The organism is Rahnella sp. R3(2024), from assembly GCF_042920125.1.
Lineage (GTDB): Bacteria > Pseudomonadota > Gammaproteobacteria > Enterobacterales > Enterobacteriaceae > Rahnella > Rahnella rivi.
In genome coordinates, this window is sequence record NZ_JBHGBU010000001.1 from 3464911 (window position 1) to 3477676 (window position 12766).

At 56.9% G+C, this 12766-nt stretch carries 10 protein-coding genes; 4 read left to right on the forward strand and 6 right to left on the reverse strand.

The window, feature by feature from the left end; translation table 11 throughout:
* Nucleotides 1-267 precede the first annotated feature (267 nt).
* Nucleotides 268-1932 carry a methyl-accepting chemotaxis protein gene (locus ABSH60_RS15595; protein ID WP_390974685.1) on the forward strand — a complete coding sequence of 555 codons (1665 nt, stop codon included), beginning with the start codon at nucleotides 268-270 and terminating at the stop codon, nucleotides 1930-1932.
* Nucleotides 1933-2007: 75 nt separating this feature from the next.
* Here ABSH60_RS15595 and ybfE read toward each other — a convergent pair whose 3' ends face one another.
* Complete coding sequence (gene ybfE, locus ABSH60_RS15600; RefSeq protein ID WP_056772022.1) at nucleotides 2008-2289, reverse strand: LexA regulated protein; 282 nt, start codon at nucleotides 2287-2289, stop codon at nucleotides 2008-2010.
* Nucleotides 2290-2552: 263 nt separating this feature from the next.
* Nucleotides 2553-3335 (reverse strand): esterase, encoded by a 783-nt coding sequence (gene ybfF, locus ABSH60_RS15605; RefSeq protein WP_390975788.1) that lies wholly within the window; start codon nucleotides 3333-3335, stop codon nucleotides 2553-2555.
* Between the two features lie 236 nt (nucleotides 3336-3571).
* Here ybfF and seqA point away from each other — a divergent pair, with 236 nt between their 5' ends.
* From seqA to ABSH60_RS15620, 3 genes are all read left to right on the forward strand, one after another.
* Nucleotides 3572-4129, forward strand: coding sequence for a replication initiation negative regulator SeqA (seqA, locus tag ABSH60_RS15610; RefSeq protein ID WP_122095872.1), 558 nt, complete (start codon nucleotides 3572-3574; stop codon nucleotides 4127-4129).
* 24 nt (nucleotides 4130-4153) lie between these two features.
* Nucleotides 4154-5797, forward strand: coding sequence for a phosphoglucomutase (alpha-D-glucose-1,6-bisphosphate-dependent) (pgm, locus tag ABSH60_RS15615; RefSeq protein ID WP_056771576.1), 1644 nt, complete (start codon nucleotides 4154-4156; stop codon nucleotides 5795-5797).
* Between the two features lie 170 nt (nucleotides 5798-5967).
* The gene (locus tag ABSH60_RS15620; RefSeq protein ID WP_056771579.1) at nucleotides 5968-6684 is read left to right on the forward strand and encodes a PadR family transcriptional regulator; all 717 of its coding nucleotides are present in this window, start codon (nucleotides 5968-5970) and stop codon (nucleotides 6682-6684) included.
* Here the strand turns inward: ABSH60_RS15620 and kdpE are convergent.
* From kdpE to kdpB, 4 genes are read right to left on the reverse strand one after another with little or no spacing between them, the layout of a single operon-like run.
* Complete coding sequence (gene kdpE / locus ABSH60_RS15625) at nucleotides 6674-7363, reverse strand: two-component system response regulator KdpE (protein WP_056771582.1); 690 nt, start codon at nucleotides 7361-7363, stop codon at nucleotides 6674-6676. The genes ABSH60_RS15620 and kdpE overlap by 11 nt on opposite strands.
* Entirely contained in the window at nucleotides 7360-10056 is a 2697-nt protein-coding gene (gene kdpD, locus ABSH60_RS15630; RefSeq protein WP_390974688.1) for a two-component system sensor histidine kinase KdpD, read from the reverse strand. The genes kdpE and kdpD overlap by 4 nt, the downstream gene beginning before the upstream one ends.
* 7 nt (nucleotides 10057-10063) lie before the next feature.
* The gene (gene kdpC, locus ABSH60_RS15635; protein ID WP_056771588.1) at nucleotides 10064-10657 is read right to left on the reverse strand and encodes a potassium-transporting ATPase subunit KdpC; all 594 of its coding nucleotides are present in this window, start codon (nucleotides 10655-10657) and stop codon (nucleotides 10064-10066) included.
* A 17-nt stretch (nucleotides 10658-10674) separates the two neighbouring features.
* On the reverse strand, nucleotides 10675-12741 hold the full coding sequence (gene kdpB / locus ABSH60_RS15640; RefSeq protein WP_390974690.1) for a potassium-transporting ATPase subunit KdpB: 2067 nt from the start codon (nucleotides 12739-12741) through the stop codon (nucleotides 10675-10677).
* Nucleotides 12742-12766: the final 25 nt, after the last annotated feature.

A 12766-nucleotide genomic window follows, 5' to 3' on the forward strand; every position in this document is an offset into this window, starting at 1 on the left:
GCCTTCGTGTGCTTTTAATCCAGATAAAATCCTCAAAATTGACGGGGTTAAAAGCAAAGTGAAGAAATATATCTTAACAATACTAAATTTTAAGCACGTCCCGCCGATAGATGATGCGAGAGCAATCTCAACATAATAAAGAAATCGATGCCCGGAGAGGTGTTCAAACATGTCCTGGGGCACTTGCCTGATGGTTACTTGTCTTGATTCTCCGCATCCCCCTCAATCCTCAGACCAGAAACAGTCATGTTTCGAGAGAGGCATATCGTGCAGTTTTTAAAAAATATCACCATCAGGGCCGCGTTATTAACCATTCTTGGCGTTTTCTGCGTTATGTGGGCGGGTGTATCCCTTTACACCGTCAACTCACTGAATACGCTGACGCAAAACACCCGCAACAGTTCTGAGCTCGTCAACAATATGGCGCTGATCAGCAAAGGAAATGATCAGTATTTTCGTACCGTAACCCGCTTAAGCCGTGCGGTGTCGCAGCTTCAGGCCGATCCGACCAAAGGGCCGGAAATTTTTGATACCGCAAAACAATCCCTTGAAGCCCTGACGCAGGCGCAGGCGGATTTCAAAGCGGCCCCGCATCCGGGGCTGGAAGATTCAGCGGTTCAGGAATTACTCACCAGTTGGGAAAGTCTGATAACGCAGGGCGTGAAGCCGTTATTTGAGGCGGCCAGCAGCAAAAATATCGATGCGTACAATCAGCTGGCGCAGTCAGGCGTTCCGGCGTTAAGCCGTGATTTCGGGGCTGCCATGCAAAAAGTCAGCAGCCAGATCGCGGTGGATTTCAGCGCGGCGCAAACAGAGTCTAATCATCTGACTAATCTCAGCAAAGTGATTCAGATCACCGCGTTTGTTATTGGGCTGATTATCCTGCTGCTGACCGATCGCTATCTGGTGATGGCGTTAGTCAAACCGCTGGATAAACTCCGCGATCAGTTCGCGCTGATTGCCAGTGGTGACCTGACGCATAACATGGAAGAGTTCGGTAAAAACTGCGCCGGTAAGTTGATTCCTTTGCTGAACATCATGCAGGCCAGTCTGGTGAATACCGTTCAAACCATCCGTAACTGCACGAACAATATTTACCAGGGCGCGTCTGAAATTTCTGCCGGCAATAACGATCTCTCTTCCCGTACCGAAGAGCAGGCGTCTGCGCTGGAAGAGACGGCGGCCAGCATGGAAGAGCTGACAGCCACGGTGAAACACAATGCTGACAACGCGCATCACGCCAGCCAGCTGGTGATAGAAGCCTCTACCACGGCGCAAAAGGGCGGCACTATTGTCGCGGATGTGGTCAGCACCATGAAAGATATTTCAGGCAGCTCGAAGAAAATCGCGGAGATTACCTCGGTCATCAACAGTATCGCCTTCCAGACCAACATTCTGGCGCTGAATGCCGCGGTCGAAGCCGCCCGTGCAGGCGAACAGGGCCGCGGGTTTGCCGTGGTCGCCAGCGAAGTGCGCAATCTGGCACAGCGTAGTGCGCAGGCAGCAAAAGAGATTGAGTCGCTGATCAGCGAATCCGTTTCCCGCGTTGACAGCGGTTCCAAACTGGTCGAAAACGCCGGTCAGACCATGAATGAAGTGGTGCGTTCGATTACACACGTCACGGATATTATGGCCGAAATCGCGTCAGCATCTGATGAGCAAAGTAAAGGCATCAGCCAGGTGGCCGTGGCCGTGACGCAGATGGACAGCGTCACGCAGCAAAACGCCGCGCTGGTGGAACAGGCGTCTCAGGCCGCCGTCTCACTCGAAGAGCAGGCTGCATTGCTGAACAACGCCGTCGCGACCTTTAAACTCAGCGACAGCGTGACGCGCGTCGGGGCAAAACCGACCGGTAAGATGCCAGCGCCGTTATTGCGACCGGACACAGGAATGATGTCGGCGAAGAGTGCTGAAAACTGGGAAACGTTCTGAGTGGGAAGAAGGAAGTTAGCCGGGAATAAGTAAGAAAAAACAAACGGGTAGCCTGAGAAGGTTACCCGTTTTCAATCAGCCTTCATGACCGTTAAGATGCGCAAGCAGCATCTCTTCAATCAATTCGCTACGACTGATATTGCGTTCTTCTGCCAGCTTATTGAGGGTATCAACAGCATCGGCGTTCATTTTCAGCTCCACGCGACGCAGACCGCTCGCTTTATCGCGGCGTAACTGATTGCGCTTGTTGATCCTGAGCTGTTCATCACGGGATAGCGGATTTGTTTTTGGACGCCCCGGACGGCGGTCATCTGCGAACAGATCAATCGTCGTGCGATCCAGTTGTTCTTTTGCCATAGGTAGCGGTACAACCAGGGAAGTTTTTACATCGGAAAACGGCAAGCCGATTCCTGACGAGCGTTTCACACATTTCGGGCTAAGAAACCCTGACCCAATTCACCTCCCGCCACTCGACCTGAGCGAAACGGGGCGGCAAAAATTATAGCGCGCAATCATACCCTAGCGCGCCTGGGGTTCACAACGCCTGATTGCCCTGATTTCATGATAACTTCTGACGTTGTGCAGACTTTTTGCACAATTTATCCCCAGGATGTTAAACCTCAGGCTGCATCGATGAAACGATGCACAGCGCGCAACACCGCCTCAGGTTTTTCCGCATGCACCCAGTGACCGGCACCGGCCACCACATGCGCTTTCGCCTGCGGGAACTGGCGGGCAATGGCGCTGCGATATTCATCCTGTACATACGGCGATAACCCGCCACGGATAAACAGCGCCGGGTGATCCCACGCCGGGACGTCTTCCCAGCCGGTAATGCTGTCGTATTGACTGAGCAACACCGGCACGTTGAAGCGCCATTCTCCCTGCGCGAACGACTTCAGCAGGAACTGGATCACACCGTCTTCCTTTATATGCTCACGCATACACTCCGTGGCGGAGGTGCGGTCGCGCAGCCCTGCTTTCGTCACTGCGTTGATCGCCGCAAAAATCTCGTCATGGCGGCGCACGTGGTAATCCACTGGTGCGACATCTATGGCAATCAGCTTTTCAATGCGATCGGGAATAAGCGCCGTCAGCGCCATTGCCGCTTTTCCGCCCATTGAATGGCCAATAACGATGATTTTTTGGAAACCGACGTCATCCAGCGTTTCCACTAAATCCTGCGCCATCGCGGCGTAAGACATCTCATCCGCGCGGCCGGACTGGCCGTGATTTCGCAAATCAACCTGCAACACTCTATGCTGTTGTTTCAGGTCGCGGGCCAGAATGCCCAGATTATCAAGGGTTCCGAACAAACCGTGGATTAACAAAACCGGCAGGGCAGTGCTGCCAGCCACTTCAGGTTCTTGCAGGCGATAATGTAATTTCATGGCGAAGTTCATACAGATAAACAATCTCATTAGGTTATCATGAGTGGCGGATAATTTTTCAAAACAGAAAGTTTCTGCCAGATGCCTGAGCGGGATTTCACTATGTGGGACAGAACAGGCCGGGGCCAGCATGCAGCGAAAAGGTAATAATTCTGCTTTTTGCTTCGCGGCACAATTCCCCTGTTCGTTACTGCGTAGAAATTTGTATAATCCTTTTGAATTAAGTAGAAAAACAGTACTGGATAAAGATGAAAACTATTGAGGTTGACGAAGAACTCTACCGCTATATTGCCAGCCACACACAAGCCATCGGTGAGAGTGCGTCTGATATTTTGCGCCGCATGCTGAAATTTACTGCCGGTCAGACCTCGCCTGCCGCGCCCGCGAACACTCCTGTTATTGCCGGCACCGTGGCTGCGGGAAAACCCGCTGCTGCCGCTCCGGCACCGACGTCGCGCGATAAAGTCCGCGCCGTGCGTGAAATGCTGCTGTCTGACGAGTACGCAGAGCAGACCAAAGCGGTCAACCGGTTTATGTTGATCCTGTCTACGCTCTACAACCTTAACGCGAAAGAATTTGCTGTTGCGACCGAGTCACTGACTGGCCGCACGCGGACCTATTTTGCCGGTGACCAGCAAACGTTGCTGCAAAACGGCATTCATACCAAGCCTAAACACGTTCCCGGAACGCCGTATTGGGTTATTACGAATACCAACACAGGTCGCAAACGCAGCATGATCGAACACATCATGCAGTTCATGCAGTTCCCTGCGGAACTGACTGACAAAGTGTGCGGCACCCTCTAATTTCAGCGTCAGGGAGAAGCGCCAATGGCTAATCACCCCCGTGCAGGGCAACCTGCTCAGCAAAGCGATTTGATCAACGTGGCGCAGTTAACGTCACAGTATTACGTTCTGCAACCGGATCCGGCTAACACAGCGCATGCTGTGAAATTCGGCACATCCGGCCATCGCGGGAGTTCGTTGCGTCACAGCTTTAACGAAGCGCACATCCTGGCCATTGCTCAGGCGATTGCCGAAGTGCGTAAAGAGCAGGGCACCACCGGCCCGTGCTACGTGGGTAAAGATACCCACGCGCTGTCCGAACCGGCGTTTATTTCTGTGCTGGAAGTGCTGACGGCCAATGGCGTTGACGTCATTGTGCAGGAAGATAACGGATTCACCCCCACTCCGGCGGTGTCTCACGCGATCCTGACCCATAACCGCAAAGGCGGCGCGCTGGCTGATGGCATCGTCATCACCCCATCGCACAACCCACCGGAAGATGGCGGCATCAAATACAACCCGACCAACGGCGGCCCGGCAGATACCAATCTGACCTCCGTCATTGAGAAACGCGCCAATGCGCTGCTGGCAGCAAAACTGGCCGGTGTGAAGCGTCAGTCTCTGGATCAGGCGTGGAAAAGCGGGCATCTGGTGGCACAGGATCTGGTTCAGCCGTTTATCGAAGGGCTGACCGAGATTGTCGATATGGCCGCGATTCAGAAAGCGGGCCTGAAACTGGGTGTCGATCCGCTCGGCGGTTCCGGTATCGAATACTGGAAACGTATTGCTGAGCATTACAAACTGGATCTGACGCTGGTGAACGATGAAGTCGATCAGACTTTCCGTTTCATGCACCTCGACCACGACGGCGTGATCCGCATGGACTGTTCGTCGGAATCCGCCATGGCCGGTCTGCTGGCGCTGCGTGATAAATTCGATCTGGCTTTCGCCAATGACCCTGACTACGACCGCCACGGCATCGTGACGCCAGCCGGTCTGATGAACCCGAACCATTATCTGGCGGTGGCGATTCAGTACCTGTTCCAGCACCGTCCGCAGTGGGGCAAAGACGTTGCCGTCGGTAAAACGCTGGTATCGAGTGCGATGATCGACCGCGTTGTGGAAGATTTGGGCCGTAAACTGGTGGAAGTGCCGGTTGGTTTCAAATGGTTCGTTGATGGCCTGTTTGACGGCAGCTTCGGTTTTGGTGGCGAAGAAAGTGCAGGGGCTTCTTTCCTGCGTTTCGACGGCACTCCGTGGTCTACCGACAAAGACGGTATCATCATGTGCCTGCTGGCGGCGGAAATCACCGCTGTCACCGGCAAGAACCCGCAGGAACATTACAACGAGCTGGCTGCCCGCTTTGGCGCGCCAAGCTACAACCGTATTCAGGCACCTGCGACTCACGCGCAAAAAGCCGCGCTGTCCAAACTTTCTCCTGAACAGGTGAAAGCCGACACGCTGGCCGGTGACCCGATCACTGCCCGTCTGACCAACGCGCCGGGTAACGGCGCGTCTATCGGCGGCCTGAAAGTGATGACCAAAAACGGCTGGTTCGCGGCACGTCCGTCCGGCACAGAAGAAGCCTACAAAATCTATTGTGAAAGCTTCCTCGGTGCTGAACACCGCGAACAAATCGAGAAAGAAGCGGTAGAAATCGTCAGCAAAGTGCTCGCTGACGCCAAATAAGCCCCTTTCTTCCTCTCATCAAAAGCGCTGATTATTCAGCGCTTTTTTTTTGCCTGCCGTTCAGATACAAAAAGATATATCTAAATGCGCATTCCTGCTTGCCAGTGTCGAAAAACTGATCTAGTTTAGATATATCGAAATAATTCGATATATCTAAATGGGACATACTTATGTTTAGTAAAATGTTTGAAGGCCGCCATCGCGGTCACGGTAGCCGGGAAGAAGGGCATCGCGGCCATTGCCGCCATGAATCAGAATGCAGCGATCACAGTGAACGCCACATGTTACGCCGTGATGGTCGTCATCGTGGTGAAGAACGCGGTGAAGAAGGGCATGAGCGTCGCGGACGTGGCGAAGGTCGCCGCGGGGGGCGTGGTGAGCGCGGAGTACATCGTCTGTTTGAACACGGTGATTTACGCCGCGTGCTGCTGGCGCTGGTGGCGAAAAAGCCGAGCCACGGCTATGAGCTGATCAAAGCCATCGAAGAAGCCTCTTCAGGCCTTTACGTGCCAAGCCCTGGCGTGATTTACCCGACGCTGACGCTGCTGGAAGAGCAGGATTTCCTCGAGCCTGTCGCCACCGGTAATGGCCGTAAAAGTTATCAGATCACTGACGCCGGCAAAGTGGAACTGGCGCAACATCAGGAGGCAGTCGATGCGATTTTTGCCCGTCTGGCGGGGGCGCAGCGTCCGCGCGAAAACAATCTGGCAGAGGGGATTCACGACGCGATGCACCGCCTGCGTCACGCGCTGCGCGGCAACATGATGCGGGCAGATTTAACGCCGGAGCAGGTGGTGCGGGTCAGTGCGATTTTGCAGCAGGCAGCGGAAAGTCTGGAAGCCGAATTTGGCGAAGCCAAACCGGAAACTGACCAGCCTAAGGCATAAAACGATAGCCCACGCCGGTTTCAGTCAGTAAATGACGTGGCCGGGTGGCGTCGGCTTCCAGTTTCTGGCGCAGATGCCCCATGTAGATGCGCAGATAATGGCTGTGTTCGACGTAATTCGGGCCCCAGACGTGGCTCAGTAACTGACGCTGAGTAATGACTTTTCCGCTGTTTGCCAGCAGTTCGGCCAGCAGGCGAAACTCAATCGGCGTCAGATGACAATCTTCTCCGTTACGCTGCACGCGCCGGTTGATCAAATCCACCGTCACATCCGCAAACGTCACCAGCGGGCTTTCCTGCGCGCTGCCCGCATGGCGGCGTAATGCCACGCGAACCCGCGCCAGCAGTTCACCGACGCCAAACGGCTTGGTGAGGAAATCATCGGCACCGGCATCCAGCGCCGCAATTTTGTCTTCCTCGCTGGTGCGGGCCGACAGCACAATAATCGGGATTGCGCTCCAGTGGCGTAAATCGCGGATATAGGTCAGGCCGTCACCGTCCGGTAAACCGAGATCGAGAATGATCAGGTCCGGTTTACGGGTTCCGGCCTCAATCAGCCCGCGTTGCAGCGTTTCACTTTCAAACACCCGCAGGCCTTCCGCCTCCAGTGCCGTGCGCACGAAGCGGCGGATCTCTTTTTCGTCTTCAACAATTAAAATATTGACCGGGGATGCGCTCACGATACCTCATTGATGTCTGATTCCATGTCACTTTCCATCTCCGGCAACGCCTCGAGCGGCAACCTGAAACGAAAACGTGCACCGCCGTTCGGGCCGTTTTCAGCCCAGATCCGTCCGTCGTGCACCTCAATAATGGCACGACATATGGCTAATCCCAAACCGACACCGGGAATGGCCGACTCTTTGTTTCCGCGCGCGAATTTCTCGAAGATGATGTGTTCGCTGCCGGGCGCAATGCCGGGGCCATTATCCCAGACTTCAATCTCCAGCCATTCGTCGAACGGCGTGGCTTTGATGCCGATCGTCGCGCCCGTTCCGGCATATTTATGGGCGTTTTCCAGTAGATTGATCAGCACCCGTTCGATCAGGCTGGCGTCGCAACTCACCAGCACCATTTCCTTCGGCAAATCGATCTCAATGTTGTCGTGCGCCAGCACCGGTTCCAGCATCCGCAGCGCGCTGCCGGTGATCTCCTCCACCGACTGCCACTCTTTGCGCAGATTAAATCCGCCGGACTGAATGCGCGCCATATCCAGCAGATTGTTCACCAGCCGCGTGGTGCTCAGCACCTGCTGGCGGATCTGGCTGGCCTGCGGCGCGTGCTTCGAGCCTTCCGACGCCAGATCCAGCGTCAGGATTTCTGCCTGCCCGAACAGCACCGTCAGCGGCGTGCGCAGGTCATGAGAAAGCGCCGAAAGGAGCGAGTTGCGCAGTTGCTCGCGTTCGGTTTCCAGCCGCGCGGATTCGGCGCGGGCGGCGAGATGCAGACGCTCGAGGGCATTGGCAATCAGCACGGTAAAGGTCTGCAACAGGCGCTGCTGTTCCGGCACCAGTAACTGACGGATGCTCGGCGGTTCGACCGCCAGCAGCCCGCGCGATTCTCCTGAAGCGACCAGCGGCAGCAGCTGATACGGCACGCCGGGCAGGGTGTCAGTACCCGCGCCGGCTGGCAGTTTTTTGTCGAAACTCCAGCGGGCGATCGCGTCGTCCACCACGATGGCGGTGACCTCTCCGGCGGGCTGCGCCAGTTCGCCATTTTCCTGCGGCAGCAGAATGGCGGTTTTCGCGTGCAGACTGGAGGAGATAAAGTGACGGCTGGTTTGCGCGATGGCTTCCGGCGTCAGCGCCTGACTGAGACTTTTCGACATTTCATACAAATGCTGGGCGCGTTTTTCGCGGTGGCGGGCAATGCGCGCCTGATAACGAACCCCGGCGGTGAGATTGCCGATCAGGATCCCGACCAGCAGCATCACGCCGAAGGTCACCAGATATTGCGCGTCAGTCACGGCGAGCGAACCGCGTGGCTGTACGAAAAACAGATCAAAGCTGACGACGTTAATCACCGCCGCCAGCACCGACGGCCAGCGGCCATAAAACAACGCAACGACCACCACGCCGAGCAGATAGACCATTACCAGGTTGGCCTGATCGAAGGTCGGCACCAGCCACTGCGACATCACCGTAATCACTGCGCACAGCGCCACGGCCAGCGAACAGCCCCACAGCTGGCGGCTGAACCGGTCGGCGAAAGTGCGTGAATCTTGTTCTTTGCGCGCCGGTGATGCCGGGGAATCTTCCAGCCCGACAATAATCAGATCAAGATCCGGCCCGATATCGGCCAGCTTGTCGGCAAAACTGCCGCCGGGCTTCCAGCGTTTTTCACGGCGGCGACCCATCATGATTTTGCCCAGACGGTGCTCGCGGGCGTAGCGCAAAATCGCCTGTTCTTCATGTGGCTCGGAAAGCGTGGCGGTTTCTGCGCCCAGTTCCTGCGCCAGTTTCAGCGAATGCAAAATGGCCCGGCGCTGGCCTTCCGGTAAACGGTGCAGACGCGGGGTTTCGACATACACCGCGTGCCAGACACAGCCAAGACGCGCCGCCAGCCGTGACGCGACGCGCACCAGTTTCTCGTTACCGCCGCCGTGCCCGATGCACAACAGCAGCGCATCGCGCGTATGCCAGACGCGGTTGACACCCTGATCGTCGCGGTATTCGCGCATCTGATCGTCAACGCGATCGGCGGTGCGCCGCAGGGAAAGTTCGCGCAGGGCAATCAGATTGCCTTTGCGGAAGAAGTGTTCGATGGCGCGCTCGGCCTGACCGGGAATATAAACTTTGCCTTCTTTCAGGCGCTGACGCAGGGAATCGGGAGGTAAATCCACCAGCACCACTTCGCTGGCGTCATCAAACAAACGGTCGGGAACGGTTTCGCGAATAATAATGCCGGTGACGCCGCTGACCACGTCGTTCAGACTTTCCAGATGCTGAACGTTCACGGTGGTAAAAACGTCGATCCCGGCATTGAGTAATTCTTCGATATCCTGCCAGCGTTTAGGGTGGCGCGAACCGGCGGCATTGCTGTGCGCCAGTTCGTCCATCAGGATCAGGGCAGGGCGGCGGGCCAGCGCGGCGTCGAGGTCAAATTCATGCACCTGACGGCCACGATGTTGAATGCGTTTTGGCGGTAACAGCGAAAGCCCCGGCAGCAGTGCCTGCGTTTCCTGCCGTCCGTGGGTTTCCACCACGCCAACCAGCACGTCGAGGCCGGTGGCGCGCAGGCGCTGTGCTTCCTGCAACATGGCGAACGTTTTTCCGACGCCCGCACAGGCGCCGAAAAAGACTTTCAGTTGCCCGCGCGGCTTCTCATTGGCAAGCGCCAGCAGGCTGTCAGGATCGGGGCGATCGTCAGTCATATTTTCCTTATTGAGCTTTCAGTGCATCCAGCGCCTGGTTCAGCCCGAGCACGTTGACCACGTCGGGGCCGAGGAAACCTATCAGCGGTGATGATGTATTATCATCAATCAATTTATTCACTTGCGCCAGTGGCAGTCCGCGCGCGGTGGCAATGCGCGGTGCCTGCCATTGCGCGGCCTCAACGGAAATCTGCGGATCCAGCCCGCTGCCGCTGGCGGTCACCAGATCCACCGGCACCGTCGCCGGGCTTTGCGGATTGGCTTTGCGCAGCGCCGCCACGCGGTCTTTCACCGCCTGATCCAGCGCCGGGTTACTGGCTGCCAGATTACTGCCCGCCGAGGCCATCGGGTTATACGGCGAATCAGACGTGACAGAAGGGCGGCCCCAGAAGTAATCATTGCGGGTAAAATTCTGCCCGATGAGCTGTGAGCCAATCACTTTATTGCCGCTGTCTTTCATCAGCGAACCCATCGCCTGCGCGCGGAACACCAGCTCGGAAACGCCGGTGGTCAGCAGCGGATACGCCACGCCGGTCGCCAGCGTCAGCAGAACCGTCATCACCAGAGCCGGACGGACATAGGACATTTTTGTTACGGACATAGTGGTCTTCCTCAAAATCAGCTCAGATGTAAAACGGTCAGAATCATGTCGATAAGCTTGATACCGGCAAACGGCACCAGCAGACCGCCGACGCCATAAATCCACAGGTTGCGGCGCAGCAGCGCGGCGGCACTCATGGCTTTATAGCTCACGCCTTTCAGCGCCAGCGGGATCAGAAACACAATCACCAGCGCGTTGAAAATGACCGCTGACATAATGGCCGAAGACGGCGACGTCAGGTGCATGACGTTCAGCGCATTCAGCTGCGGATAGGTCGCCGCAAACGCCGCCGGGATGATGGCGAAATACTTCGCCACGTCGTTGGCGATACTGAATGTGGTGAGCGATCCGCGCGTCATCAGCATTTGTTTACCGATGTGCACCACTTCGATCAGCTTGGTCGGGTTGGAATCGAGATCGACCATGTTCCCGGCTTCTTTCGCCGCCTGGGTGCCCGAGTTCATCGCCACCGCCACGTCAGCCTGCGCCAGCGCAGGGGCGTCGTTGGTTCCGTCACCGGTCATCGCCACTAAACGGCCTTCCGACTGATACTGACGAATCAGGGCCAGTTTGGCTTCCGGCGTGGCTTCTGCCAGAAAATCATCCACGCCCGCTTCAGCGGCAATCGCCGCTGCGGTCAGACGGTTATCCCCGGTGATCATCACCGTTTTGATGCCCATTTTGCGCAGCTCGGCAAAGCGTTCCTTGATGCCGCCTTTGACGATATCTTTCAGCTCCACCACGCCCAGCACTTTCCCGCCTTCCGCCACCACCAGCGGCGTGCCGCCTTTACGCGCGACGTTTTCCACCAGGCCATCGACGGCTTTCGGGAAGGTGCCGCCGTTGGATTCCACGTGACGACGGATCGCATCGACCGCGCCTTTACGGATGCTGCGCTCGCCGACGTTAACGCCGCTCATGCGGGTTTGTGCGGAGAAGGGCACAAAGGTCGCATTCAGCGAATGAATGTCGCGTTCGCGCAGGTTAAAGCGCTGCTTCGCCAGCACCACGATACTGCGGCCTTCCGGCGTTTCATCGGCCAGCGACGATAACTGCGCGGCATCGGCCAGTTCCTGTTCCGTCACCTGAGGCGCGGGCAGGAACTGCGATGCCTGGCGGTTACCGAGCGTGATGGTGCCGGTTTTATCCAGCAACAGCACATCCACGTCACCGGCGGCTTCCACCGCACGGCCACTGGTGGCAATCACATTGGCTTCCAGCATGCGGCTCATGCCCGCCACGCCGATAGCCGACAACAAGCCGCCGATGGTGGTTGGAATGAGACATACCAGCAGCGCCACCAGCACGGTGACGGTCACCGGAATACCGGCATGGCTGGCGCCCACGCCGAACAGCGAGAACGGGTACAGCGTGGCCGTTGCCAGCACGAACACCAACGTCAGCGCCACCAGCAAAATGGTCAGCGCCACTTCGTTTGGCGTTTTGCGGCGTTTCGCGCCTTCGACCATGGCAATCATGCGGTCGAGGAAGGTATCGCCGGGGTTCGCCGAGCACTCGACCACCAGCCAGTCAGACAGCACGCGCGTCCCGCCGGTGACCGAGGAGAAGTCGCCGCCGGATTCGCGGATCACCGGCGCGGATTCGCCGGTAATGGCGCTTTCATCCACCGATGCGCCGCCGACCAAAACCTCACCGTCGCACGGCACGGTATCACCGGCCTCGATCAGCACGTAGTCGCCTTTACGCAGTGTATCGGCGGCGACTTTAATCACCGGCGATTCAGGGCGCGGTTCGTAGATCTTCTTCGCCCAGCTGGTTTTCTGCACGCCTTTCAGGCTCTGTGCCTGCGCCTTGCTGCGGCCTTCCGCCAGCGCTTCGGCGAAGTTGGCAAACAGCACGGTGAACCACAGCCACAGCGACACGCTGCCGGTAAAAGCCGCGCTGCCATCGGTGCGATGCATCAGGATCGCCAGCCAGATAAGCGTGGTCAGAATGCTGCCCAGATACACCACGAACATCACCGGATTACGCCACTGAACGCGGGGATCCAGTTTTTTCACCGAATCCAGCAGGGCAGTGCGGATCAGACGGGGTTCAAATAACGCACGTTGTTTACGACTCATCTTTTTAGTCTCTATATTCATCAGT

What these genes read in the sequence shown, in the direction of transcription:
- ybfE (WP_056772022.1), bottom strand. Translation starts at nt 2,289, where the DNA reads ATGGCAAAAGAACAACTGGATCGCACGACGATTGATCTGTTCGCAGAT.
- ybfF (WP_390975788.1), bottom strand. Translation starts at nt 3,335, where the DNA reads ATGAACTTCGCCATGAAATTACATTATCGCCTGCAAGAACCTGAAGTG.
- seqA (WP_122095872.1), top strand. Translation starts at nt 3,572, where the DNA reads ATGAAAACTATTGAGGTTGACGAAGAACTCTACCGCTATATTGCCAGC.
- pgm (WP_056771576.1), top strand. Translation starts at nt 4,154, where the DNA reads ATGGCTAATCACCCCCGTGCAGGGCAACCTGCTCAGCAAAGCGATTTG.
- ABSH60_RS15620 (WP_056771579.1), top strand. Translation starts at nt 5,968, where the DNA reads ATGTTTAGTAAAATGTTTGAAGGCCGCCATCGCGGTCACGGTAGCCGG.
- kdpD (WP_390974688.1), bottom strand. Translation starts at nt 10,056, where the DNA reads ATGACTGACGATCGCCCCGATCCTGACAGCCTGCTGGCGCTTGCCAAT.
- kdpC (WP_056771588.1), bottom strand. Translation starts at nt 10,657, where the DNA reads ATGTCCGTAACAAAAATGTCCTATGTCCGTCCGGCTCTGGTGATGACG.
- kdpB (WP_390974690.1), bottom strand. Translation starts at nt 12,741, where the DNA reads ATGAGTCGTAAACAACGTGCGTTATTTGAACCCCGTCTGATCCGCACT.